This window comes from Flavobacterium sp. 40-81 (genome assembly GCF_001898245.1).
Lineage (GTDB): Bacteria > Bacteroidota > Bacteroidia > Flavobacteriales > Flavobacteriaceae > Flavobacterium > Flavobacterium inviolabile.
Genome location: NZ_MKTM01000021.1, coordinates 95,368 through 120,590, shown reverse-complemented (window position 1 = coordinate 120,590; position 25,223 = coordinate 95,368). Strand labels below are relative to the sequence as shown.

General features: G+C 35.7%; 23 protein-coding genes. 14 read left to right on the top strand and 9 right to left on the bottom strand.

The window, feature by feature from the left end; translation table 11 throughout:
• Nucleotides 1-64: 64 nt before the first annotated feature.
• From BGO42_RS07830 to BGO42_RS07795, 8 genes are all read right to left on the bottom strand, one after another.
• Nucleotides 65-364, bottom strand: a complete 300-nt coding sequence (locus BGO42_RS07830; RefSeq protein ID WP_273245194.1) for a hypothetical protein — start codon at nt 362-364, stop codon at nt 65-67.
• A gap of 540 nt (nt 365-904) precedes the next feature.
• Entirely contained in the window at nt 905-1,237 is a 333-nt protein-coding gene (locus BGO42_RS07825) for a DUF6572 domain-containing protein (RefSeq protein ID WP_273245192.1), read from the bottom strand.
• A 46-nt stretch (nt 1,238-1,283) separates the two neighbouring features.
• Nucleotides 1,284-1,715 carry a DUF4265 domain-containing protein gene (locus BGO42_RS07820; RefSeq protein WP_273245190.1) on the bottom strand — a complete coding sequence of 144 codons (432 nt, stop codon included), beginning with the start codon at nt 1,713-1,715 and terminating at the stop codon, nt 1,284-1,286.
• A gap of 85 nt (nt 1,716-1,800) precedes the next feature.
• Nucleotides 1,801-2,163, bottom strand: a complete 363-nt coding sequence (locus tag BGO42_RS07815) for a ribonuclease E inhibitor RraB (RefSeq protein WP_273245188.1) — start codon at nt 2,161-2,163, stop codon at nt 1,801-1,803.
• A gap of 122 nt (nt 2,164-2,285) precedes the next feature.
• Nucleotides 2,286-2,735 carry a DUF4265 domain-containing protein gene (locus BGO42_RS07810; protein ID WP_273245186.1) on the bottom strand — a complete coding sequence of 150 codons (450 nt, stop codon included), beginning with the start codon at nt 2,733-2,735 and terminating at the stop codon, nt 2,286-2,288.
• Nucleotides 2,736-6,287, bottom strand: a complete 3,552-nt coding sequence (locus BGO42_RS07805; protein WP_273245184.1) for a DUF6443 domain-containing protein — start codon at nt 6,285-6,287, stop codon at nt 2,736-2,738.
• Nucleotides 6,288-6,301: 14 nt separating this feature from the next.
• Complete coding sequence (locus BGO42_RS07800) at nt 6,302-9,691, bottom strand: hypothetical protein (RefSeq protein ID WP_286749028.1); 3,390 nt, start codon at nt 9,689-9,691, stop codon at nt 6,302-6,304.
• A 9-nt stretch (nt 9,692-9,700) separates the two neighbouring features.
• Entirely contained in the window at nt 9,701-11,302 is a 1,602-nt protein-coding gene (locus BGO42_RS07795) for a T9SS type A sorting domain-containing protein (RefSeq protein ID WP_273246680.1), read from the bottom strand.
• Nucleotides 11,303-11,795: 493 nt separating this feature from the next.
• On the opposite strand from BGO42_RS07795, the gene BGO42_RS07790 reads away from it, so the two are divergent.
• From BGO42_RS07790 to BGO42_RS07770, 5 genes are all read left to right on the top strand, one after another.
• On the top strand, nt 11,796-12,035 hold the full coding sequence (locus BGO42_RS07790; RefSeq protein ID WP_273246681.1) for a hypothetical protein: 240 nt from the start codon (nt 11,796-11,798) through the stop codon (nt 12,033-12,035).
• A 43-nt stretch (nt 12,036-12,078) separates the two neighbouring features.
• Nucleotides 12,079-12,612, top strand: coding sequence for an antirestriction protein ArdA (locus tag BGO42_RS07785; protein WP_286749027.1), 534 nt, complete (start codon nt 12,079-12,081; stop codon nt 12,610-12,612).
• A 47-nt stretch (nt 12,613-12,659) separates the two neighbouring features.
• Entirely contained in the window at nt 12,660-13,055 is a 396-nt protein-coding gene (locus BGO42_RS07780) for a hypothetical protein (protein WP_273246683.1), read from the top strand.
• Nucleotides 13,052-13,261, top strand: coding sequence for a 3-isopropylmalate dehydratase (locus BGO42_RS07775; RefSeq protein WP_273246684.1), 210 nt, complete (start codon nt 13,052-13,054; stop codon nt 13,259-13,261). Before BGO42_RS07780 ends, BGO42_RS07775 begins: the two co-directional genes overlap by 4 nt.
• 113 nt (nt 13,262-13,374) lie before the next feature.
• Entirely contained in the window at nt 13,375-13,656 is a 282-nt protein-coding gene (locus tag BGO42_RS07770; RefSeq protein ID WP_273246685.1) for a hypothetical protein, read from the top strand.
• A gap of 14 nt (nt 13,657-13,670) precedes the next feature.
• On the opposite strand, the gene BGO42_RS07765 is transcribed toward BGO42_RS07770, so the two are convergent.
• Nucleotides 13,671-13,988 carry a hypothetical protein gene (locus BGO42_RS07765; RefSeq protein ID WP_273246686.1) on the bottom strand — a complete coding sequence of 106 codons (318 nt, stop codon included), beginning with the start codon at nt 13,986-13,988 and terminating at the stop codon, nt 13,671-13,673.
• A gap of 117 nt (nt 13,989-14,105) precedes the next feature.
• On the opposite strand from BGO42_RS07765, the gene BGO42_RS07760 reads away from it, so the two are divergent.
• The 9 genes from BGO42_RS07760 to BGO42_RS07720 all read left to right on the top strand — a co-directional run bounded on the left by BGO42_RS07760 (nt 14,106) and on the right by BGO42_RS07720 (nt 25,214).
• Nucleotides 14,106-14,789 carry a hypothetical protein gene (locus tag BGO42_RS07760; protein WP_273246687.1) on the top strand — a complete coding sequence of 228 codons (684 nt, stop codon included), beginning with the start codon at nt 14,106-14,108 and terminating at the stop codon, nt 14,787-14,789.
• Between the two features lie 159 nt (nt 14,790-14,948).
• The gene (locus BGO42_RS07755; RefSeq protein ID WP_273246688.1) at nt 14,949-15,455 is read left to right on the top strand and encodes an RNA polymerase sigma factor; all 507 of its coding nucleotides are present in this window, start codon (nt 14,949-14,951) and stop codon (nt 15,453-15,455) included.
• Nucleotides 15,445-16,056, top strand: coding sequence for a hypothetical protein (locus tag BGO42_RS07750; RefSeq protein ID WP_273246689.1), 612 nt, complete (start codon nt 15,445-15,447; stop codon nt 16,054-16,056). The genes BGO42_RS07755 and BGO42_RS07750 overlap by 11 nt, the downstream gene beginning before the upstream one ends.
• 259 nt (nt 16,057-16,315) lie before the next feature.
• A complete protein-coding gene (locus tag BGO42_RS07745) occupies nt 16,316-18,613 on the top strand; it encodes a sensor histidine kinase (protein ID WP_273246690.1) in 2,298 nt (765 codons plus the stop codon).
• 1 nt (nt 18,614) lies between these two features.
• A complete protein-coding gene (locus tag BGO42_RS07740) occupies nt 18,615-19,724 on the top strand; it encodes a hypothetical protein (protein ID WP_273246691.1) in 1,110 nt (369 codons plus the stop codon).
• Nucleotides 19,721-20,473: a hypothetical protein gene (locus tag BGO42_RS07735; protein ID WP_273246692.1), complete on the top strand. Its 753-nt coding sequence runs from the start codon at nt 19,721-19,723 to the stop codon at nt 20,471-20,473. Before BGO42_RS07740 ends, BGO42_RS07735 begins: the two co-directional genes overlap by 4 nt.
• Complete coding sequence (locus BGO42_RS07730; protein ID WP_273246693.1) at nt 20,470-22,305, top strand: Eco57I restriction-modification methylase domain-containing protein; 1,836 nt, start codon at nt 20,470-20,472, stop codon at nt 22,303-22,305. The genes BGO42_RS07735 and BGO42_RS07730 overlap by 4 nt, the downstream gene beginning before the upstream one ends.
• 790 nt (nt 22,306-23,095) lie before the next feature.
• Complete coding sequence (locus tag BGO42_RS07725; RefSeq protein WP_273246694.1) at nt 23,096-24,340, top strand: site-specific integrase; 1,245 nt, start codon at nt 23,096-23,098, stop codon at nt 24,338-24,340.
• A gap of 34 nt (nt 24,341-24,374) precedes the next feature.
• The gene (locus BGO42_RS07720) at nt 24,375-25,214 is read left to right on the top strand and encodes a hypothetical protein (RefSeq protein ID WP_273246695.1); all 840 of its coding nucleotides are present in this window, start codon (nt 24,375-24,377) and stop codon (nt 25,212-25,214) included.
• The last annotated feature ends 9 nt before the right edge of the window (nt 25,215-25,223 follow it).

Below are 25,223 nucleotides of genomic sequence, written 5' to 3'. Positions count from 1 at the left end.
AAAATGGGGCAGATTCTGTCTGCCCCCAAAAACAACTAATTTTCTTGCTACAAAACAATTTAGTTTACGCATAACCAGCGACCTTAGCAATCATATTCTTAGAAATTGGGAGCAAACCTAATCTTGCTGCGGAAATCAAGGTTTCAGCATTTGTCCTTTTTAAATTCCACAAAATATAAGATTCCGCCGCGATAAGCCAGTACAACCAGGAAATGGCCAAACCGATGATGCCAATCTCCTTAATCGGTGTTATAATAGCTGTAGAAATGAGATACCAAAAAGTTGAAAAAATTAGTATTACTGGTATCGTCAAAACGCAATGACCAATGAAAATTAGCTTTGTACTTGTAATTTTTGTTTTCATGGTTGTTTTAGTATAATTTGGCGATTTTTTTGGCAATAGAAGTCTAAGAAGACACTAATTGCATCTTCTTAAATTTTTTATTTCTAACGTTTGTACTTAATTGCGGGTGGCTACTCAATCTTGTAAACCACACTTTCGGTAACAAAATCAGTAAAATTCGCTGTAGTCTTAAGCCATGCCTTTATGCCTTCCACTTTCAAAATTTGAATCTTAAAAACATCATTGGGTTCCCCATTATACTTAGTATCCCCCTTTAGCAATCTACGATTTCGTAATTCGTAAGTACATTTATCTATCCATACAATATCATAAATGCTCTTTACATCCATTAATTTATTGATTTCCGTCTGAGTCGTAGCCGTTCTTATTATCGTAGTCGTACCTGATACTTTAGATTTTAACTCGAATTTCCCAACATGCATTTGCTCACAGTTTGACGCCTGTGAATAGTTTTTTTGGCAATAAAAGGTCAGGAATAACAGTATAAGCCTATAATAAATCATATTTAATGTAACTGAAATTAGACTATTTTTATATCAATCAATCTTCGTTAGTTAAAACATAATAGTGTAAAACATAACCATTCTCCTTCAAAATATTTTCAACTTCATTTAAAAAAAGTATCCCGTCGGATGAGGGCGAATATTTAAAAACGACTTGAATTACAAATTGCTTACCTATTGCTTGTGGATAACTCTCTATAATTTGGTCGCCCTCCACAAAATCCAAATAGCTATTAATCTTTTCTTGTAAAATTAATATATGATTATTCTCGTCCCCATTCCATTCGAGATGATCCGAAATGGTTAAAACAACTTTTCCTTCAGTGTTTATACTTACTGCATCTATAACATCTTTATTATCTACTGCCATATATATATTTAAATTTACAAGATACTTAAGTAGTAAATAATAATAATTATACTGTGTGTGCCAGGCACGCTTCCTTATAATCTAAATCATTAGATTTAGAATCTAAAAATTGCTTAAGGCCTAAGTAGCTAACATCTTTGGGTACATTGACTGAAATGTATCCTTTTAAATGGCTACCTTCCCAACCACAATTAAATCTTTCAATTTCTCCTGTTATCTCCGGAATTAAACTTTCATTAAACACAATAATTTGTATTGTACTATTACCAGACTCTTCAATTATTTCATCAAAAAACAATTCTTCGTCATCATATTCAACACTTATTATGTCGTCAAATGCAATATTGGGAGCAAAAAATGGTACATTTTTTATTTTATAAAAATCTCCGTGCTTCTCTGCCCAAACGCTTTCAATTGCGATGTTTCCTTCTAAATCCTTGTAGACGAACTTTATCTTCTGTTTAAATTCTGCATTCATTGTACTAATGCTTATCTAGTTTACACTCTCTGAATTTTTATAGTATGATTTAAGGTTTCATTATTTAAACCCGTTAATCCCTCAACTAACGAATATTTTCCGTGCTGATAATATTTCCTACGTCGAAACCGTCATAATATTCGACAAAAGACTCCTCAGCAAGCCTGTACAAAGCTGAATTCAACTCATCCAAACTATCGACATCATGGTGTTCAATGCGTTCCATTTGGAGAAAATACTCAGTTTCATCATCAAGATGTTCCTTTTCTGCTTCAAAAATGTCTTTAAATCGCATACCTAATTTCTCCAATACCAAGGAAAAAGCTTTTAGCTTATTACTATCTCTATCTAAAAAATAATAGCTCCAGAGTAATTTCCCACTTGTATCAAAATCTTTGCCTTCTTCTACGTTTCTAAAAAAGTCAATAATTGTTTCTTTTGTTATCATAGTAAAATACTGAATCATGATTCTTATATGAATCTACTTAAGAGATACACTATCTTTATTTTTGGTATTGTACTCGCAATTTATAATTAAGGGCTTTAGATGTTTAAAAGAGTACCACCTAATTAGTATTGATGTTCCAGACAGGACTCCTCATATACCCAATTTCCTTCCTTTTCACCTTTCTCAAGAAATGCCTTAACCGGAAAGTAATCAACTTCTTTAGGAATGTTTACCGAAACAATGCTTCTAGCTTGTAATACTTCAGAATTACATTTCCTATGAATTAGCCATTCTCGTGTAGAATCAATCAACTCATCTTTATAAAAGAAAATTCTAACAGTAGTATTACCAGATGATTCTACGAAATCTTCAAAGTAATACAACTCATCATCATCATCGTACTCTGCCTTTACAATATCTCCTAACGATATCCTCTTGGCGATAAAGGGAATATTATCTACTTGAAAATTTTGTCCGTACTTCTTACACCATAAGGTTTCAGTCTCAAACTGATTATCTGCAACTTTTTGTACAAAGCCTACTTTTACTTTATTATTCAAATCATTTTCCATCTATTTATTACTTTTTTTAATATTACAATCCCTACATAGTACTTGCCCATTGTCAGGAGTTCCACTTCCTCCCTTAGATTCTGGATGAATGTGGTCAACTTGTGTTTCGTTTTTAGCTGGAGTCACTCCCTTCTTTGACTGCGTTGCTTTCGTGGTCTCAATATTACATCTTTCACAAATTGTCTTTCCTCCATTCTTTATTCTATTCAAATCTATAACTGCCGATTTTCCTGCCTGTGTAAAGGGAAGCGAAGGTCTTTGCTTTTCACTTAACTTGGCGGCTCTCGCTTCAGCTTTTGTTAATGCTTCAGATAAATTACCAGCCTCAGTTTGTACTTTGACTCTAGTATTTAGAGTGGTCGTTGAAGCTTCGGATTGGGTCACCCCTTTTACACTTCCCCCTTTAACCGCTGCAGCTCCAGTTACAATCGTTGCAAAGTTAGCATAATCAGCAACCGCAGCTACAGCCTCCTGAAAGCTTATGCTTTCACCGCTTCTATATCTATCGTACGTTTGAACAGCCTGAACACCTGGGAAGTTATCGGCAATGGAGTTTGCAGCAGCCCCTCGTTCACCCGGATTATCGCTGAACAATCCTTTAATGGTATTGACTACTCCTTTGAAAGCTGAATATTCATCTTTCATATAGTTTTCTCTACCTCTGTTAATCACCAATTCCAGTCCTTCAAGTTCTACACCCAATCCAAGTTTATTTTCCTGGAAAGCGTAAGTAGAATTGTAGGCATATTGTTCAGCAAGCGGATCAATAGACATAAACCTACCGATTGCATAATCATAATTGCGCCACTTAAAACTATCCCAATTAAGCCCAATCTCTTCCTGACGTTCTTGACCTTGATATTTATACTTAAAAGGGTTTACCGGCGTTCTGCCGCCTGCCTGTTCGAGTGTCGGAACTGCATAGCCTGGAACGCCATTTACTGGTGGAACAAAACTATATTGGTTAGTGTTATAAGCTCGGTGCTTTAATCCGAACGGATAGTAATGACTTTCCTCAATGATTTTTAAACCCTCATTCTGGTCATCCCAAGCCCAGCTTAGACGAATATTACCAATATGGTCGGTATAATTGAATACATAATTAAAGAACGTTCCGCTGGTGACCGACACATATCCTTCAGGATGGGAGAAGAATTTCAGTACTTGATTCTCGTAATGGAATGCATTTAAATAATCCGATACAGTCGTATTTCCAGAAAGAGTTACTTTTTTGCGAACCTTGACACCTGCGGCATTGTAAATATAGTTAATTTTGTCCCCCGCGCTAAAGTTTATTTCGGTGGGAAGATTTAGATGGTTATAAGCTATTGATGAAATCTTTTTATTTTCATCTTTAGTCATATTACCGTTTGCATCATACGAATAGTCATCTATAGTACTGCCGTAAATATTATCTCCAAATCCTTCCGGATTATTTGTTATATCATTTACCCTTAAAAGCTTATTACCATTATCATAGGTATAGGTTAGATCGTCAATATCAATTGAAAACACAGGATTGTCTAAATTCCCGGTACGCTTTAAGGTCGTTATATTTCCATTCTTATCATAAGATACCAATTCATTATAAGAGCCAGGAATTGGATTTAATGTCTTCGGTTTTTGGTAGAATGCACCTGTTAACCGGTTTAGGTTATCGTACTCATAGCCGTATTTACGTATAGTACCATCCCCGCTGGATTGCCAGAACGTTTCGGCTATATTCCCGTTGTATAGTGGTGTAACTTTTCCATTTATACTACTTGCTGTTTTAGAAATTGTACCGTTTTGGCTCTCTGTTACTTCATTGTAATTTATGCGGAATCCAAAAAGATCATCTGGACTTTTCATAAAATTAGGACTGCCTGTTGGTGCTTCATTGTTGATGTCGGTCATCCAGCCACGGATGTTATAGCGATAATCCACCTTTTGAAGTCCTACCTCTCCAGTGCTGTCTTCACCTCCAATATTTTTAGAAGTTAACTGTCCTAATTCATCATAGGTGTTTTTTACAATCAATTGTTCAGCACCACCATTGATTTGCTGTTTGTGGAGCAATAAACGATCCTGATCGGTATAGGTAAAAGAATCCGTCAGCTGTAGTAAAGTGGCACTGCCATTTTGCTTATGATATGTTTTTGCATAAACCGTTTTACCTGTAAAATCCAGCTTGGTATCAACTTGTGTGTAACCGCCTAAATGATTGGTGGTATAAGTTCTGATATTCCTGCCCTTGACATCATACAATAGATAGCTTTGTTCATTTAAGGTTTCAGAACCATTAGTTAGTATGCGCGTCCAACTCCCTGTGGGAAATCCAACAACGGATGTGGTTACATTTTGTCCTTCAATCTGCGAGGGTAACGCCGGTGCATTCGGATATAAGTAATCGTCATAATAAGCCACAGTTAACAGCTTAAGTCCAGTTGTTGGTACGGTCAGATTGGTGTAGTGAACACCCACCCCGTCAATAACTGTTGTCATCCCTGGCTTTAATCTTACCTCATAAAAGTTATTTGTTGCTGAATTATACTGGCTTTGCAAAGAACTTCTCGATTGGTTTGATGCAAACCAACCGGTATAGGCCGTTCTACCCAAAGCATCGTATTTCGTGATTACCCAGCCTCTTTCTTGTGTTCCAAATGGTGAATACATTTGACTGGTGGCAACAGCTCTATCTAATTTGTCATAAACCGTATACTCCCATTGTTTTCCAGGCAGTTTTTTCTCGACTAAGCGGTTACGGTGGTCATATCGGTACTGATAGCATAAATCATCCAACTGGTTTACGGGATTGTTGACCAAGGGTGGAATTACATAAGTCAGATTATCATAAAGATCATACACGTAGTAGGTATCGTGCGCACCATTATTATAACTACGTTTTAATATGACACGACCTTCCTTGTCCTTAAATTCTTCGGTAGTGTTATTGGTTCCCGAAGTCCAGTTTTCGTCCTTGGTTACCGTTTTATACAATTGGTTAGGAGTATAATTCCCTTTATCCTGCAATTGAATGGAATAAAGTCCTTGTGCAGCATCCCATGCTGTGATCGCAAAGTAATTTTTTACTTCACCCGCAACATTGGTCTGATATTCATACTTAACGGTATGGTCTGTATCTGAGTTTGGATTGATCTGCCAGTCGGCTCCTTGAGCACCTTGCTTCAAAAGTCGCGCTGATGGTGATGTTTCCAGTATTTTTTCACTGAAAGGGTATTGCCCGGCATATTGAGCATAATTCAGCGTAGCCTGTTGTGCGCTGCTTTGGTAACTCATATCTGCCGTGGTAGCCGGGTAAGGAAGATAGTCCTTTAACTGCTGCCCCTTATCATATTCAATATGAGTAATAATGTCCTTGCCTGTTGCCGATTGTTTGCTAGCAACATGTTGAACAGGGCGTCCAAGTCCATCATAATAAATAACTTCTGTTATTGGACGTCCTGCGTTTGCTTCCCGATAAGTGGTTTTCTTCGTATAATTTTGTGAAGGGGTCTGCGCTTGCATCCATAGCGGCAGACTTAGCAATAGTATTAATATTAATTTCTTCATAACCAATCTCATTATTAGTTGAGTTTATAATTATTGTCATAGTCCCCGATGATATTCCCTTCGTGATCCTTCACCTGTTTTAAACGGTTCAACACATCATATTCATAAGTCGTGATACGACAATTGCTATCAATAGATTTAATCAAAAGTTGTGTTACCGGATCATAATGATAGAAAGTTACCTGACCGCCCGGATAGTTCTGCGCCATGTTGCAAGGCGTGCCCGGAACTATTTCAGGAAAGGTTATCGGTTCGCCAGTACCTGATCCACTTGCTGCTCCGGTATAATTTTCAATTTTCATTAATACCTGTCCGAAAGCATTGTAGACGTACATCGTCTTTGGGCCATTTTTCATTGAAACCAAAGTCGCGTTGGCCTGGCTGTCATATTCTTCAATTAAAACACGATCTTCCAAAGCTCCTGCCGTTCCTTTGGACGATTGGATAATTTCCGGTAATATCAGATTCGGTTTATTATTCCAGCTCTTGTAAAGTGTTCTTTGCGCGCCGGTCAGGGTAGGCAAAACAGCACCCACACCTTTGAACGTGCGTTCTTCAACGGGTGCAGAAACCTTGTTCAACTCTAAAAGCTTGCTTACCGCTGCAGTCTGTGCCGCAGTAATTCCGGTCAGCAAATGCGGCTGGTTGGCATAGATTCTATTATGCCAGAACACTCCATTGTCTTCACTGGTATAGGTAACGGTTCTTGTTGGCAATCCGATCAACGCATTGTAGATGAACTCCTGTTTGACAGCAATAGACTTGTAATTATCGTCGTTTACATCCTGAATGGTCATCGGAACCGGTTCTATAAACTCTTTGCTGTTTTGTTCGACCAACTCTACTCGTCTGGCATTCAGATAATATTTGCTTAAATCAAAATTATCGACGCCGCTATTAATAAATAAACAGTTATAAAAGGCATACCCGCCAATTACACCACTCGTATGAGCAATATCGTCATACTGATATTTATAAGTTTGCTCTTTGGTTTTGTAGAGCGTATTGTTTCTCTTGATTAAATCAATTTCATCAAGCAGTGTGCCGCTGAATATCTGTTCGGCATTGCCATTATACATCGCTTTTTCATATTGGAAAATGCTGCGGGAAAACGGTTGGATTCCCACCTGATAATCCATGAACTGATTGTTAAAGTGTTTTTGCTTTCCGCCCAATTCGAAATCATCACCTCCATAGCTGATGGTCACATATTCATATTTTTTATCTAAAACCCGTAACGGAAAAGTGGTTTGAGAGGACAGGCTTCTAAAACGAATTTCACTTGATTTTGGCTGTAAAATCGGAGCGCCACCACTCATGTTGCAACATTTGATTAACTGGTAATCTATTGTATATTGCGGTTTCGAAGGGAAATTCAATAACTCGAACGGGTCTTTTAGCAAATCCTGTACCTTATTGTAATAATACCGTTTAACAAATGCATTCTGGGTTGGTGCTGTATAATCGGTTGTTCGTATCACCCTCATACCCGGTTCGTCAACTGTTTTGAATCCTTTTGTATAATTAAAGTACATCATTGCTTCATACTGAATTGCAGATGAATAAGCATTTGATATTTCAACGCGATAAGCATGTCCTTTTATCGTATTAATGGTAAAGTCACGTGTGAAAGCAAAGTTGCCGGTACCGATTTCGATCGTACCGTCGGGCATTACAATATTGGTAGTTTCTGTTGTATTGGCTGTTTCGTCAATCAGCTTAAAAACGATTCTGTCCGTATGTCCCATCTGGGCATTGGCGGTAACATCAATTTTCACAGCTATTTCTTCATCAATAAAAGCCTTGGAGGTTGTCCCCGTCCCATTGGGATCAAAAACAAGATCGCCCAATGGTGCTGATGCAGTTGTTCTGGTAGCCGGTATACGACTTGGGCTGTTCCGCCATATATTTATATTAACAGCTCCTTTTACGTAATCTTTTGCTTTTGGGGCTTCATACTCAAACTCTGTATATCCACCGGTAGGAAAAGTGATTTTCTTCAGTGAACCCTTTACAGCATACGTGAAATCGGAACTTCTGTCGGCTAAATTCGGATAATAATTATGAAATAGGATATCGTTGTTTTGCGGTAAAGCTGTGGTATTACTAATCTTTCCATTGTAGTAGCCGTAAGTATCTGTTGCCTGGCTCATTCTGCTGTTAGGTAATGCCAATGGATCATTATAGTCCATTACGTATTGTTCATATTTTCTACCGCCTGAGCCATAGTTCTTATCCTTATTAAACTCAACTTTATTCAAAAAGAAACGTTCGGAGGTTGTGGCAGTCTGTGGGAACAAATAACTCAGATCAACTTTATGCAGGATGTTAGAGCCGTTCTTTACCACAATATTGTTCAGTACCTTAGTATAGTTAAAAGGCGAACCTGCACTTGTACCAAAAGATACCTCTATATAATTATTGGCGCTTCTGATCTTTGACAGGTGCTTCCCGTTGGAAACAATTACCCCATTTGCAAAATAGGAATGTCCTTCATCGGTTGGCGGTCTCACACACTCCATATTTGGTTCCGTCAACTCATATTCGATAATGGTAACCCGTTCGCCCTGATCCAACCGGATATGTCTGTTTACAGGATCGGTTTCATAATCAAAATAAACAGTTCCATAATCGGGATGTTCCATTCTTGTCAGATAAAGACCTGTGGGCGAATACGGGTTGTCGTGTGTTGTTCCCGGAAAGGTGGTTTCTGTGGCATTTTCCCCACCGAAATAATGCTTTACGCCATCGGGTGTGGTAATGCAAAATTCTTTGCTTTGGCGCAATCGTGCTTTAAGATCGGTTTCTGTTCCGACGATTTCAATTTTAAGATTACTGTCGGCCTTAACCAACCGCGGTATAAAATTATCATCCATAAAGAAATTACCGCTATAGCCCGGAAAAGAGAAGCTATACTCATCCGGCTTAACATCGTAAACACGTCTTAATTTGGCAAAGATCATGTTCAGCCAGGCTCCATATTGCGATCCGTTCAGAAATCCTGCCGGATCGATCATGTCGCCGGTAATTCTTCCGTCTAAGTACTCCGATTCATCGGGTTTATCGTGAATTGTTCTGGTAATTACACCTCCCGCATTCAAAGTCCAGTTAATTCCTGTCCAGCTTGCAGTCTGGTTCACTTTAACCCCTGCACCGGTATAATTAAGCGTAATCGGAACTTCTAATTTCCCTGCTTTATAGGTATATACAGGAATGTTTGCCGTGACCATCCCGGTAAACTCATTGATTGGAATATCTCCGTATTTGGTCAGTGCAAAAGCGTTTGGTGATGCTGGCGTATAATCCGGCATCTTTAAATCCAGTGCTGCGGCGGGTTGTTGCTCCTGCGCCATAGCTGTGCCATAAACACCGATTAAAAGTAAGGTGAGTAATATATTTTTCATGATAATTTCTTAATTTTTATCAGGGTTGATACCCTTAATTACTTTTATAGAATCCGTTTGCAGATTGGTACGGATTTCTACGATATAAATCCCTTCGGGATAACGGCTTAAATCTACCGGAACAGTACGGCTGTCAATGTTGAATTGTTGAAGCTGTCTCCCGGACAGGTCAAATACCGAAGCAGTACCCGTTTGAAATTCATAGCCCACCACGATATTGGTAAAGTTTTGTGCCGGATTCGGCAAGGCTTCAATAGCTGATTTCTCCACTTCCTTTTTATAACGGTCTTTGAGTTTTACCACCCAGAAGTCGCTGCTACCATTTCCACTGTTTTTATCACGGGATGGTTTGCCTTTCGAAGTCCCGGCCAGCAGGTAACCACCGTCACGAGTTTCTATCAGTTTAGATAAAATATCGGAATCGTCGCTACCAACGGTCTTACTCCAGAGCTCTTCGCCTTTGGCATTGATCTTTAGTGCAATATAATCGTTGATGTCTTTTTTATCTTTCTTTCCGTCCGATACCTCTGTCTGGGCATAACCGCCAATGAGCAGCGTACCGTCTTCATTTTCAACTATCGAGGTCAGCAAGTCTACTGCTCCGTAGTTATAAGTTTCCTGCCAAAGCGTTTGTCCTTCATCATCCAGACGGACAATCCAGAAATCAGTTCCTTTGGTATTGGCTCTGCTTTTATCATGTGAAGGATTGGAACTGGAGCTTCCACCAAGTACATAACCGCCATTACGACTTTGAATCAAGGAAGTCAGGTTATCATCACCATCACCGCCTAAAGTTCGTTGCCATTCGATAGCACCGGCTTTGTCGGTTTTGATGATCCAGTAATCCCCTGTACCAATGTTGTCGCTTTGCTTGTTGCCCGAAGCCGGAGAGTTGGAATAGCCACCCAGGATATAGCCGCCGTCTTTGGTTTGTTCCACTGTTTTTAATTGGTCGAAACTTTTACCACCATAGGTCTTTTGCCATTCGATCGTTCCGGAAGCATTCAATTTCACAATCCAGTAGTCCAGATTACCGAAATTACCTTCTGTTTTATCACCGGATTTTCCCGAAGAAGAAGATCCGCCAACGATATACCCGCCATCCAGCGTACGGCTGATGCAGGCTAAGTGTTCCTGACCGCTGCCACCAATGGTGCGCTGCCATTGCTCATTGCCTTTGGCATCCAGCTTGATGATCCAATAGTCTTCCTGACCACGGGAATCTTCTTTTTTCTGACCGCCTTTCGGTGAACCGGAAACGCCTGCCAATATAAAACCTCCATCAATGGTGAGCTGAGCACTTTGAAGAAAATCGAGGCCACTTCCTCCAAAGCTTTTTTGCCACTCAGCCATACCATATTCATCCATTTTCCAGAGCCAGTAATCGAAATTACCGCTTGAAACCATTTCTTTGTTTCCGTTTTTGTCGGATAGGGAACTGCCCGCTAAGAGGAACCCATAATCGGGTGTGGGCAGTACATCTGCTAAAAATTCGGCGTGTTTGCCACCATACGATTTTTCCCAGATGATATCCTGGGAATAAATAACCATAGGGCAAAGCAGTGCCATGAGCAGGCTGAAAAGCCCACTTTCCTTAATTACGTTCGACATGGTTTAGATTAATTAATTGATTATCGGGTCAAACGTATACCCTTTTTTTTCTCTCACCAAATTATTGAGTCAAAATGGGGCTTTTTCCCCTTCTGATAATCAAGATATTACGTAAAAATACGGACAAAAAAATACGTAGCTAAACAGAAGCGAGTTATTTTCCTACAGTTTTTATTCTTCTACTAATTAGCATATCCTAAGTACTTTTTTACTTGGGGAAATGAAAGATGATTAGCTGTAATGACAATTTTTCAATTCGAACGGCACAAAAAGGGAAGCGAAGTAAGCGTTTGCCACTTCTGTGGGCGCATAATGTGCCTGATCGTCCCTCTCAGTCTCACCCATTGGGACTTATAGCCCACAGTGCATTGGCGCAACCGCTTTTGACTTGCTTTCTTTTTTTTCCGTTTTTTTCTTTTGAAAAATAGCTTTAGAGCAAACGGCTGAAAAAAAAGGAAAAACAAACAAAATTTTTAACCTAAAAAATCGAATTATGGAAATTCCAAATCAAATCTCGGCCATTGAAAAAATTATTCGTCAGGACTGGAAAAAAATCTACTACGCCGCCACCCCTTACTTGGATGCAATGAGAGAATTAGACAGCATCCGCCAAAATTACTATGAGGAACCAGCAGCCAGCATTGTCCGGTATTTTCTTGCAAATGCAACTAGTTGGCGTGGCGATACCGCTAGAGCAGTAAAGGCCAAATTAAAGCAACTGCTCGATGAATGACCAAAGAACCATCTGCATTTTTTCAAATCTAAAACTTAAACCAATGATACAAGATATAAATATAGCCGATGCAACAATTTACGTAGGAACGTACAAAAAATACAATGAGGGTTCCTTATATGGTGACTACTTAAAACTATCTGATTATGCAAGCAAAGAAGATTTCTACAAAGCTTGCAGAAAGTTACATAAAGACGAACAAGAGCCGGAGTATATGTTTCAGGATTTTGAAGATATACCGCGAAGTCTTATCGGTGAAAGTTGGTTAAGCGAAAGATTTTTTGAGGTGAGGGATGCAATCGAAAATATAATAGAAAAGCAAAAGCCGTTTCTAATATGGTGCAATAACGGGCATCGTGATTTATCACAGGAAGATATAGATGACTTGATTAGCGATTTTGAAAATGATTACATCGGTCATTACGACAGTGAAGAAGATTATGTGCGGGAACTGATTGAAGAGCGAAGCGATTTAAGTGCATTTGCAAAGCAATATTTCGATTATGAAGGATATACAGCAGACCTTTTTTGCGGAGAATATTGGAGCGAAGACGGACATATATTTTATAACTCTTAAACCCCAACGGCAACCGCTTACAGGCTGTTGCTTTAAAATCTAATATTATGAACATTGGAATTATCACATACAGCAATTACGACGAAAGGGTACTCATGGATCACCATTTCGTAATCGACGACCTCTTTTACATTGTGCAAAATGATGTAAGCTACCGAGCCTTTAAAATAGAGGATAATAAAGGAAAAATAGTACTATCAACAGATTATAGAGATACCCAGCAGGGTGCAGGATACCTCAATCTACCAATCATAAAAAAAGATATGGAATTGATCGGTAGCATTTATAATGCATATATGACTCCGTCAACCAAATGCAAATATAAAACCACATGGACTGTAAATAGTGGAGTTTGCAAGAACAAAAAACATGCTCATGGATATGCCGATATGCTTAAAAAACGAGCAAGGCTATCACTGGAAAAATATATTGAACGGATATGAAAATAACAGATTTAAACGGTTTAGAAATTAAGGTAACCGACCTTGAAAAAGCGATAGACCAAGCAGACTATTTTAAAGATGCTCATCACATTCCCCCTGTAGATTCTGACAAACAACGTCAAGAATACTGGACAGACATTTATAACAAGCTATTAATGCTAAAAAATACGATAAACAATAAAAATGATGAAAACATACCGTCTTAAAATTAAGGGTAGTACCCCCCTCAGTATAAAAAAGTAACAATTGAAAATTTGATTGCAATACCGCATAAAAGTTTTGAGAGTATTCGAAATATGAGCCCGATTGGTCAACCCCAATGGAAGAAGAATATACTATATTATACAACACTATAGAAAATCGAAAAATAAATTTCTTCAAAGTTCGCGATAGTGATCTAATTCTGATACCAGGTAGCTACCTATATACCACAACACTTACAGAACAGGATATAAATGATTTAGATCAATATAAAAAAATTAGCCTAATCAAACTAAACCAGGTTCCCCGCCCGCGTATAAAAAACCGGGCGGGGACTTCTTTTCTTTTATCGGCAAAAGAAAAGAAGCAAAAGAAAACTGTAGCTTACTACGATGAATAAAGTTTACTCTTTTTTTATTCAATTACTTCAACCATTAAAAGCATGGGTGGCAATACATCCGGAACCAGTGATCTATCACCAACATTTTTCATGAACAATGCATTTTTCGCAACTTCATTGGTGGCTAGAATAGCTTCCTTTTCTCTTTCAAATATAGCTATACAATTATTAAAATCGAAAACCTCCCAATCCGATATGGGATAAAATTCGTCATCAAAAAAGTTAAGATAGTTCTTTCTCAATTCTTCCAAATTATTAAACAAACCAAGTATCCGTTTATTCTCCTGAAAAGTTTTTCTTGGATCTATGGTATGAAATGATACCTCGTACATTTTGCCTTATTTTTTTGTGCAAATTTAGAGCACTGGTTCCAAAAAAAAATCAGTATAAATACTGAAAAGACGAAATGTAAATTTTAATAGTTTTACAACCAACTTATATAGAGAGAGATGAGCGATAAAATCGCAAACTTAGTTAGAGCCATCAGGTTATATCTAAAAATAAAAGAGCCCGTACAAACATCATTAAATTGGCAAACTGTTTTAGCTATCTATTCGATATGGATACCAATTATTGCAATGATGTACTGGTGGGTTTTCTTTATGAATTTTCATTCCGATTACTTCGCAATAGCTTACAACTTGGATGACATTTTCTTAATCTTGTTTAAGAAATCCGTAAAGTTTGGTTTTGCCATCCTGATAAATTTATTTATTGCCTGGATATTCTTGTTTAGAAACACCCTCCGGGAGATTCGCCGGATAATCATGATCCTGATTGGTGTTTCAATCATGTGCGGAGTTTGTAAAAGCGAGTCATTTTCGTATAGCTATCTCGCAGTTCTGCTTGGATTGACAACTGCGGTAACGATTATCTTTATTTTGTACGATAAAGGAGCCATTTATGGATATTCATTAGTTTTTGGTCTATTCCTGTTTTTGTCCGCAAAAACGGATGCCCAACATGCCCATCATAATATTGGAAAGTATAGTATTATTTCTGATAGAGGTGAGGTCATATTGGATAAAAATGATGAAAACAGATATTATGTTGGATATACATCTCAGTATATTATGGTTTTCGATAAAGAAAAATCAATACTAGAGAAATATGACAAACGGAGGTTAAGATAACCCTTAACCAAATAACTAAACAAGAGCCCTGAGTCAAAATCAGGGCTTTTTTATTATCCAAAAAGTTTAACGCTAAAAATAAATGATTTAGCGCGTAACAATTAGACCTACTCCTGATCTAAAAATACTGATGTTACTCAATTACAAGCCGAAACTGTTTTGCAAATTAACGACGAGCAATCCTTTCTTGAATACATTGAAAAGCATAAAGGCATATTAAAGCGTATCACTAAAATGTATGCTTACAATAACGAAGACAGACAAGATCTGCAACAGGATATTATTGTCCAGCTTTGGAAATCTTACAATACCTTTCGAGGTGAAAGTAAATTCTCTACCTGGATGTACCGTGTTGGGGTCAACACCGCAATAACTTATTTAAAAAAGGAAAAAAGATCCATCCAGTTTCAATACAAAGAAAATTTTCCGGAACTTGTCTTTGAAGAGTATAAAAATGAAAAAGATAACCAATTGCAGATTTTTTACCGGGCTGTTCAGGAATTAAACCAAATTGAAAAGGCGATAATCTTTTACTTCATGGAGGGGATGACACATAAAGAAACAGCGTTACAGTTAGGAATTAGTGATATAAACGTAAGGGTGAGATTAAATCGTACAAAAGACAAGCTACAAAAGATAATTAAAAAGCACGGTTATGAATTTTGATAAATTGAAAGACGAATGGGATAAAGATGATAGCAATGATCTCCAAATTCCCATAAGCATAAAAAATTTGAAATCTTCTTCTCACCCAATAGATAAGTTAAAGAAAAACATGAAATGGGAATCGTATTTACACGCGTTGGGAATTCTTATTTTCGCGGCTTATCCTTATATGCTAAAATTCAAGCCTCAATTAATTCCTGTTTATTACATCTGCTATTCAATGTTTTTCGTCATATCTGCATATTATGTTTACGGCTTTCACAAGTTTTACAACAGTCTAAATCACTATGAAACAGATACTAAAAATAGTCTTTTAAAAATCTACTACGAACTACAGGTCAATATAGAAAAATATAAATCCTTTGGTTTTTTGTTTTTACCATTGGGACTAATAATAGTTGGGTTACATGTCTACAACAAACTCCTGATAAAAGGTAAATCATTAGACTTTCTTACTGATAAGAACATATTCACAATCACTTTTGCATCAGTGGTTATAATAGGATTAATCATGTTCACAATCAACGCGTGGGTTAATTTCTTTTATGGCAGATATGTTAAACAAATAAAATCCATATTGGACGACTTAATGCAGGAGTAATAAAAAGCTCCTTAAATTAAAATTTAGCGAGAAAAACACTGCCTATTTCACTTTCTCGAATTAACAAAATGATTTTTTCTTTTTTAAGAACCCTAAAAATATAAACTTAGGATAAAACTATTTTGAATCAGAAATTTAATACTATAAATGTAAATTAGAATATTATAATCCAAAGCTGCTGAAAAATCTTACTCAATATGAAGACACCTTAATTTCGAAAAAAATCACTATAAAAAGAATATCTTTGCTATAAAAAAACGTGGACAATCAGAAAGAAATTAAAATTTTAAAGCAACAATTGACTGCGGAAGTTCAAAAAGAACATTCAGACAATTCCCTGATTTTATCACTTTCCAATAGAATAGCCAGATTAGCTACTACCGAAGTAAGGTTTTCAGTTGATGCAGGTATTATTAATAGACTTGGTAAAGAGCTAGTTGGACGCCACGAAACGGCAGTATCTGAACTTGTCAAAAATGCTTATGATGCTGATGCAAAAACTGTCAATTTAATTTTTAAGGATGCCTGGAATCCGGGTGGAACACTAATTATTGATGATGACGGCATTGGAATGAATCGAGAAGAATTAATCAATGGATTTATGAGATTATCATCATCAGATAAAATTCATAATCCTGAGTCTCCAAAATATAATCGTACAAGAGCAGGACGAAAAGGTATTGGACGTTTTGCTACACAGCGATTAGGAAATAAACTCACAATTATAACACAAAAAGAGAATCTTGATAGTGCTTTAAAGATAACTATTGATTGGAATAGATTTGAAACAGATAGAGATTTAGCTTCTATATCAAATTCAATCGAAATTATTCCTAAAAAAAAAGAAGAAGGCACAACTTTAATCATAGAAGATCTTAGGGAAGGATGGTCAGATCCAACTATAAAAAGGGTATATAGATATACGTCTGATTTGCTGCAACCATTTCCTTTGTCTAAAGAACGTAAAGAGAAAATTGAAAACAAACTAGATCCAGGGTTTAAAAGTTCTTATTACCGGGATATAGAAAGCGAAGAAAACTTAATCATTGATGAAGAAGAGGCCTTTTTAAAATATGCACTTGCAGAAATCGAAGGATATGTACTTGAAGATGGACAAGGTTGCTGGTCTTTAGAAAGTGAAAAATTAGAATTTTCTCAGGAAGTTTTTTTGATTGGAAAAAATAAGGATTTACCAGAATCAAAATTTCAATTCATAAAAGGCATCCATTTTAAATGTTATTACTTTTTATATGATAGTTCTCTCATTCCTACTCAAACAATGACATTTATTAGAGAAGTAGCTAATGAACGTGGAGGAATCAGAATCTATAGAAATGGTTTCCGCGTATTACCTTATGGCGAAAAGCTTAATGACTGGCTTGGATTAGATGATTCTACAGCAAGGAGGGTTATTTTATCGTCGCATAGAAACATAAATTTTTTTGGTTTTGTAGAGATTACAGATGAATCAGGCTTATTATTTGATGAAACTTCTAGCAGGGAGGGTTTATTTGATAACGAAGCCTTTCAAGAGTTAGTAGGTTTTGTTCAACGATCAATTTTAAATGCTGTTCTTAAAATAGCTGATTTACGAGGAAGGAAGGCAACAACTGGTCAGAAAAACTGGCTCAAGCCCGAAAAGACCTCAGAAAAAGTCGATAGTGCTATCGAAAAAATAAAGCAAATTTTTGATGAAGATAATAAAACAAATAATCATTCCAGTTCCGGTGATCCATCTGATAAAAAACAGAAATTTGAAGAAGCTTTTGAAGAATTTAAACAAGCTCGACAAGAAGAGGTATTTGAAAAGCAAAAGTTAATTGAAGAACTAAATATGCTCCGTGTACTTGCTGGGCTAGGACTTGTAATTGGTGAATTTGTACATGAAGTTAAAAGATTTCTCCCTGGTTTTGATACTGATACAAAATTTTTAAAAAAAGCAGTTAAGGACTACTCTGAAGCATTGAATCGTGTGGAACGCCTTGAAGTAAATATAAAATCCTTCACAGCTTATACCTCATATTTCGATAGAGCTATATCTAGAAACGTTTTTCGAGAGCTTGAACCTATTGAATTGAGGAATGCAGTGAATGATTTCTGGGATATTGTAAAGAAAGATATCGAACGGTCTGGCATAGTTTTTCATCAACCCATGTATGAAGATTTTGACTTGTTTACAATTCCAATGCACCCTTCGGAATGGGCATCCATTCTATTTAATTTTTACACAAACTCAAAAAAAGCAATTAGAAGAAAAGGTGTTAAAGGAGAAATTTTCATTAAATGTGGGCGAAATAAAGATAATGTATATTTAGAATTTTCAGACAATGGCGATGGGATAAATAAAGATCACGAAGAACAAATTTTCAATGCTTTCTATACAACATCTGGCGTTTCTGGACATAGAGATTCAGATTCGGAATCACTTTCCGGCACTGGACTGGGACTAAAAATATTAAAAGATATTATTGAAAGTTATAATGGTTCAATCTATGTAAGTTCCCCAGAAAAAAAGTTTAATACAACAATAAGAATCGAATTACCTGAAAACAAATAAAATGATGAAACCAAAATTTTTATATATCGACGATGAAGATGACGCATCAGTTGCAGCGGTTCGTGATGGATTTAATGATGAAAATTTAATTGAAGTTTCTGTTGAACAACCACAGGACTTTAAAGCACAAATCAAAGATTTAATTGTAAAACTCAATGATTATGATGGTTTGATATTGGATTTTAGACTTAATCAGAATATGAAGTTGGATGTGGCCTATAATGCCCCTGCGATTGCACAAGAATTGAGAATGAGTGTTGCAGAACCTGAAATAAACGCTAAATCAATTCCGATAATTCTATGCTCAACTGATGAGCGTATGCGTGCTACGTATGACGCAGACATGACAAGTCACGACCTGTTTGACTACAAATTTTTAAAAGGTGATGAGCCAGATTGGGGACGATTCTCTAGAAAGCTAAATTCTCTTGCTGATGGATATAATTGGTTAAATTCTGAAAATCGTTCATTTGAGGATGTTATCCGACGCAATGACATAAATAATTTAGATCCACGTATTAGTGAACGCTTTAAAGATCCTGATGAAAAAAAAATAAGTTATGATTTTGCGAATTTCATAATAAAAAATTTATTTAATCATCCTGGTGCAATGATTAAGGAAAGAGTTCTTGCTGCGAGATTAGGTGTCGATATTGAAGAATCTGGAAAGGACTGGCTGATACTTTTGGAAAAGCTAGACGAATGCAAATACAAAGGTTTATTTAGTGATGGGTGGAATCGTTGGTGGATGGATAAAATCAATGGACTTTTTAAGGATATTTCTAAAGGAAAGCGCCTTTCAAATACAAATGCGGAACAACGTGTAGCAATATTATCTGAAACTTATGAATTGAAAAACTTAAAAGCTGCTGAACCAATCAAATATTGCACAAGCAAATCTTTTTGGACTATTTGTGAAGAAACTAAACGACCTTTAGATCCTTTGGAAGGATTTAAAGTATTTGAAACAGTAGAATTGAAATCTTGGCAAGAACCAAAATATTTATCATTTTATGCAATTGCTGAAGTTGGTATTAAAAAGAAAGGATTACGTGAACAATTTGGTGAAAAAGAAAGAATTCAATATATGAAAGAAAATCTAAAAAAATGAAAATTGAACAATTTCGCCAAACAAGAGCTAGTGAGTTAATTTCAGCTGCTGATAGGTTAGATAGTGTCTTTTCAAGAAGTGTAAATACGACTCCAATCAGATTAGCAGCTGAGGCTTTAAAAAATGGACACCCTCCTTTAAAAGACAAATCAGTGCATCAAGACTATTGGGGGTACGAAATTGAAGATTTCAAGATTCCTGTGGATACAGTTAAACATCTACGTCCAAAGTCAATTGATAATAAAAAAGTTGAGTTAATACTGAACATGAAATTAGTTGCAGATAAAAATAATTGGGATAATTTAAATGATCCTTTAATTGAACTAAATTTTAATGTAACAATTAAGGGCATAGGTATAACTCCACACTTTTTTTGCTTTCATATAGATAAGCATGATCATGCAAAAATGGCTGCTACCGAAGAGCCGCACCCTGTATATCACTTGCAGTTTTCTAGTAATCCTGAAGGTAATGATGAATTTAATTACGGAGAAACAATGGCTCTCGATACACCAAGAATAATTCACCATCCAATCGATTTTATTTTAGGAATCGGTTTTTTGACTTCAAATTTTTTTCCAACGGCATTTGAAGATATGATGAGTGATGGTTATTTCGCAGGACTGTATAGAAGATATCAGGAAAAAATTTTACAACCATATTTTCATACTTTAGCGAGTACTTGGACGTATGACAGAAATAATATTATTTGGGATAAAGAACATCTTTGCCCTAGTTTTTTGAAATGAATAAGGAGATAAATAGATACTTAAAAGACAAGAATTTTACAGACCCACAGCTAGTGGATAGATTGATTGTGTCGTCATTCTTAAAAATCAACGACATTCTCGTAAATGAAAATGTTTTTATAAAAAGTTTTATAATTTCAGAGGACAAAACAGAAGTCGAGTCGTTAAAAAAATTTATTGAAATAATCAATATCAATGGCTTTAAATTTGATTTTGAGGCACTAATTGAATTGTTTGAATTTGTAATCTCACCAGATGAGAAAGTTGTTACTGGCGCAATATACACCCCTATAAACATCCGTACCTTTATAATAAATCAGGTCTTTAAAAATATAAATTTCACTGATTCCGCAAGAATTGCAGACATTGCATGTGGATGCGGAAGTTTTTTATATGATCTAGCTATTTACATACATAATATAAGCGGGCATACATACACACAAATATTTAAAAACAATTTATTCGGCCTTGACATTCAAGAATATTCTATTATTAGAACTAAGATTCTTTTGTCGTTACTTGCAATTCAAAATGGTGAAGATATCCCAATTTTAGAATTTAATCTGTTTGTAGGAGATGCACTTAATTTTAAATGGTCTGATGTTATAGCAAATTTTGAGGGATTCCAGAGCATAATTGGCAATCCACCTTATGTATGCTCTCGAAATATTCCCCAAGTTACGAAACAATATCTTAAAAATTGGGAAGTTTGCTCAACAGGTCATCCCGATTTATATATTCCTTTTTTTCAAATTGCATTGGAAAACTTAATCAATAACGGTGTTTTAGGATATATTACAATGAATTCCTTCTTTAAAAGCTTAAATGGAAGAGCATTACGATCTTATTTTCAGCAGAAAAAATATAGTTTTAAGATTATTGATTTCGGAAACCAGCAGATATTCAAAAGCAAATCAACCTATACCTGTCTTTGTTTTATTGAAAAACAATCCTGTGAATTTCTGCAGTACTATAAAAACCAGAACAAAGAATTGAGTAATAATATGAATTACAGTAAATTATATTATGACACTTTTGATTCGGTAAAGGGTTGGAATCTTGAAATTGCAGAAGTAATAAATAAGATTGAAAAAACTGGCAGGCCATTTGGAGATATTTATAAAACGAGAAATGGTATAGCAACTTTAAAAAATAATATTTACATTTTTAATCCAATTAAAGAAGATGATAATTTCTACTATTTAAAGAACGGAATTATCTTTCCTATTGAAAAGGAAATCTGTGTAGATATTATCAATCCAAATAAATTCACTAAAATTAATAATGTTGATGACATTACAGAAAAGGTCATATTTCCTTATAAGTATAAAGGAGATAGAGTTAATTTAATTACTGAGGAGTATTTTAAGACCAACTATCCACAGGCCTATCATTATCTATCAGTAAAAAAAGAAATTTTAGCTGGTAGAGACAAAGGAAATGCAACGTATGAAAATTGGTTTGCATTTGGACGAAACCAGTCATTAGAGAAGATGAGGAATAAGCTATTCTTTCCACATATCACTCCACATACGCCAAATTTTGTAATTAATACTGATGAAAATTTGCTTTTCAGAAACGGATTAGCTGTAGTTGTAGACGAGGAAAAAGAATTACTATTCTTGCAAAAATTGATGGCCTCAGATATATTTTGGCTTTATATCAAAAATTCTAGTAGACCTTATGGATCAGGATATTACTCGTTGAGTAAGAACTATATCAAAAACTTTGGCGTCTATGATTTTACAGAAGAACAGAAAGACTATATTGTAAACGAAAAAAACATTAAAAAAACTAACAAGTTCATAATGAAACTATACGATATTGAGTGATAATGCCTTTTTGATTAATGACCTTATCAAACACAAATTAGTCAACACTATGCTTTCTTTTACTATTGTTCACTTAATGAAAGTTTTCATTAAGTGAACAATAGTAAAAAGTAATTTTGGAAAGAGGAGATTATTTATCAGATATAATATTAACTTTCTAATCAATTGTTTATCTTTATGATAAGATTATAAAGTTCTTTCAAATCATGGCTTCGTGCAGGAGCCTTTGCATATAATAAAAGATGGTTAAAAGTTTATGGCAAGTTCATGGCGTCGGTTCATTTGAACTCCCCTAACAGTGCCTAAAACTAATAAATATGGGTGAGGTTCGAATCCCTCGCTCTCCGCCAAAAAAACAAAATTTATTTTGCAAAGGAAATGCCGTCATAATTGATGGCATTTTTGCGTATAGAAGTTTTTTTGTGGCACATTCGTGGCACATCGTTATATCGAGAGCTGGGAACCCCATTAAACGGGCTTGAAACCCAAAAGGTGTTATTCCCTCTTTCTCCGCTGATAAAAATCCTAAACGGTATCAAAACCCCCGAAATCCTATGATTTTCGGGGGTTTTTGCTTTTGCAGACTTTCAAAATTTATCATCAAATCTTATCGCTAAAGGGACTAAATCGAGACCCTGACAAAAACTAGAAATCTAGGGTCTCGCTAAATCTCTTTAACCCTTGCAAACATTGGGCTTTCGAATGAATTAAATAGCTTGTTCATTCAGTAAACATCTTGTTTGGCTTGGATTAGGAATTTAAATTGATAACTAATTAATCACTCAGTAAAATGAAAGCGAAAGTAAACCTGCATTTCTATGCAAAATCAACCAAGGTTAATGCCAAAGGGCAATTTCCAATTTATGTCCGACTTACGGTAGATGGAAACAGAACCGAATTCAGTACCAAGAAATTTATCGACCCTACCCGATGGTCGTCAGAAGCATCCAAAGTAAAAGGTACAACAGAAGAAGCCCGTTCAATAAATAGTTACCTTGATGTAATAAAATCTAAAGTATTGGATATTCAAATGGAGTTAATTCATAAAAATGAAAATCTAAGTATTGAGAATTTTAAGGAATTGCTTTTTGGCTCTGATGAAAAACAGCGTATGCTTATACCGATTTTTCATGACCATAACAATAAGATAAAGGAATTAGTGGGCAAAGAATATGCGCCCGGCACATTAGAACGCTACACGACCTCTTTAAAGCATACAGTCGAATTTTTGGAATGGAAATACAATATTTCAGATATTGAGATTTCCAAAATAAATCACGCTTTCATTACAGACTATGAGTTTTATTTAAGAAGCGTTAGAAATTGCTCCAATAATACCGCTGTCAAATACATTAAGAATTTCAGCAAAATAATCAAGATTTGTTTGGCAAATGATTGGTTGGAGAAAAATCCATTTGCAAACTATAAGGCAAAAGTTAAAGAAGTTGAGCGGGTTTATTTGACTGAAGAAGAAATTCAAACCATAATTGAAAAGGATTTAAAAAATGATAGGCTTTCCCTTGTTCGTGATATTTTCTTATTTAGCTGTTTTACAGGCTTGGCTTATATCGATGTAAAGAACTTGACTAAGTCGCATGTTAGCATTGGTATTGATGGCGATAAATGGATTTTTACACATCGTCAGAAAACGGAAAGTGCTTCAAAAATTCCTATCCTGCCAGTTACTCAAATGGTAATTGATAAATATGAAAATCATCCACAATGTGTTGGAGAAGATAAATTACTTCCTATTCTATCCAATCAAAAAATGAATGCCTATCTAAAAGAAATTGCAGGGATCTGTAAAATTGATAAAGAATTGACCTTCCATATTGCTAGGCATTCATTCGCAACAACGGTAACACTTACCAATGGTGTTCCTATTGAAAGTGTTAGTAAAATGCTTGGGCATAAAAATTTGAGAACTACTCAACATTATGCAAAAGTTTTAGATAGAAAAGTCAGTGAGGATATGAAGTCACTAAAAGATAAATTACAAGCAATCAAAATCGAAAACTTGAAAGTGGGCAGTTAATTCTATTATCTTTAGACTCCTTATTTATTTTATTATGGATGAAGAAATAGAAAATGAAGAATTGGATGCTTACATCGATTCCTTAATTACCGCTGAATATGTCAAACTAATCGAAGGTGATATTGGTCTTTGCACCTGTCAACTTTTTAAACATGATTTAACTAAAGGAGCGGTTCCATTTGCATCTGGTGTTTTTGTCTTTCTTGGAGATGATTTTTATTTGCTTACCGCTTCACATGTTATTGAAGATTGGTCTGATTCAAACCGTCTTTTTGTCAAAGTCAAAGACGATTATGTTTCAATTGCGGGAAAAGGTTGTGGTACAGAAATGGAGAAAGAAGAAAAAATAGATGCCGCATACATAAAACTCAAACCTCAATTAGTACATCTTTTGGTACAATGGTATAGATTTCTTCCCTATGAAAGATTCTTATTTGATGAAAAGATATTCCATGAACCTGCTTATTGCGCTTTTGGATATCCAGTAATCAATAAAAGAAAAGAACCTTCCGGCATAAAGACATTTGGTTCAGCTTATTATATGCTACCAAGCCAAGACAAAGTTTTTGAATATTACTCGTTAAATCCTCTTACCCATTACGTTCTTGAATTTCAAGGAAAAGCAATGAATATTAAAACTGAACAGCTTGAAAAAATAAAGACCGAACATTATGGTCTTAGTGGTGGCGGTTTATGGTATATAATTATGGACTACGATGAAGATAAAGACGAAATTATATCTGAGGCATTCTTAATAGGTATTATGACAGAATTTAGAAGAAGTAAATACGACTGTCTTATAGCGAACAGAATTGAAATTGTTTTAGCTATGATACAAACCAACGAAAACACCAATTTCAATGGTACATCTTAAATCTTTAAA

What these genes read in the sequence shown, in the direction of transcription:
- BGO42_RS07760 (WP_273246687.1), top strand. Translation starts at nt 14,106, where the DNA reads ATGAGCGATAAAATCGCAAACTTAGTTAGAGCCATCAGGTTATATCTA.
- BGO42_RS07815 (WP_273245188.1), bottom strand. Translation starts at nt 2,163, where the DNA reads ATGATAACAAAAGAAACAATTATTGACTTTTTTAGAAACGTAGAAGAA.
- BGO42_RS07780 (WP_273246683.1), top strand. Translation starts at nt 12,660, where the DNA reads ATGAACATTGGAATTATCACATACAGCAATTACGACGAAAGGGTACTC.
- BGO42_RS07765 (WP_273246686.1), bottom strand. Translation starts at nt 13,988, where the DNA reads ATGTACGAGGTATCATTTCATACCATAGATCCAAGAAAAACTTTTCAG.
- BGO42_RS07810 (WP_273245186.1), bottom strand. Translation starts at nt 2,735, where the DNA reads ATGGAAAATGATTTGAATAATAAAGTAAAAGTAGGCTTTGTACAAAAA.
- BGO42_RS07740 (WP_273246691.1), top strand. Translation starts at nt 18,615, where the DNA reads ATGATGAAACCAAAATTTTTATATATCGACGATGAAGATGACGCATCA.
- BGO42_RS07730 (WP_273246693.1), top strand. Translation starts at nt 20,470, where the DNA reads ATGAATAAGGAGATAAATAGATACTTAAAAGACAAGAATTTTACAGAC.
- BGO42_RS07725 (WP_273246694.1), top strand. Translation starts at nt 23,096, where the DNA reads ATGAAAGCGAAAGTAAACCTGCATTTCTATGCAAAATCAACCAAGGTT.
- BGO42_RS07800 (WP_286749028.1), bottom strand. Translation starts at nt 9,691, where the DNA reads ATGAAAAATATATTACTCACCTTACTTTTAATCGGTGTTTATGGCACA.
- BGO42_RS07770 (WP_273246685.1), top strand. Translation starts at nt 13,375, where the DNA reads ATGGAAGAAGAATATACTATATTATACAACACTATAGAAAATCGAAAA.
- BGO42_RS07750 (WP_273246689.1), top strand. Translation starts at nt 15,445, where the DNA reads ATGAATTTTGATAAATTGAAAGACGAATGGGATAAAGATGATAGCAAT.
- BGO42_RS07720 (WP_273246695.1), top strand. Translation starts at nt 24,375, where the DNA reads ATGGATGAAGAAATAGAAAATGAAGAATTGGATGCTTACATCGATTCC.
- BGO42_RS07775 (WP_273246684.1), top strand. Translation starts at nt 13,052, where the DNA reads ATGAAAATAACAGATTTAAACGGTTTAGAAATTAAGGTAACCGACCTT.
- BGO42_RS07805 (WP_273245184.1), bottom strand. Translation starts at nt 6,287, where the DNA reads ATGAAGAAATTAATATTAATACTATTGCTAAGTCTGCCGCTATGGATG.
- BGO42_RS07825 (WP_273245192.1), bottom strand. Translation starts at nt 1,237, where the DNA reads ATGGCAGTAGATAATAAAGATGTTATAGATGCAGTAAGTATAAACACT.
- BGO42_RS07820 (WP_273245190.1), bottom strand. Translation starts at nt 1,715, where the DNA reads ATGAATGCAGAATTTAAACAGAAGATAAAGTTCGTCTACAAGGATTTA.
- BGO42_RS07785 (WP_286749027.1), top strand. Translation starts at nt 12,079, where the DNA reads ATGATACAAGATATAAATATAGCCGATGCAACAATTTACGTAGGAACG.
- BGO42_RS07735 (WP_273246692.1), top strand. Translation starts at nt 19,721, where the DNA reads ATGAAAATTGAACAATTTCGCCAAACAAGAGCTAGTGAGTTAATTTCA.
- BGO42_RS07790 (WP_273246681.1), top strand. Translation starts at nt 11,796, where the DNA reads ATGGAAATTCCAAATCAAATCTCGGCCATTGAAAAAATTATTCGTCAG.
- BGO42_RS07795 (WP_273246680.1), bottom strand. Translation starts at nt 11,302, where the DNA reads ATGTCGAACGTAATTAAGGAAAGTGGGCTTTTCAGCCTGCTCATGGCA.
- BGO42_RS07830 (WP_273245194.1), bottom strand. Translation starts at nt 364, where the DNA reads ATGAAAACAAAAATTACAAGTACAAAGCTAATTTTCATTGGTCATTGC.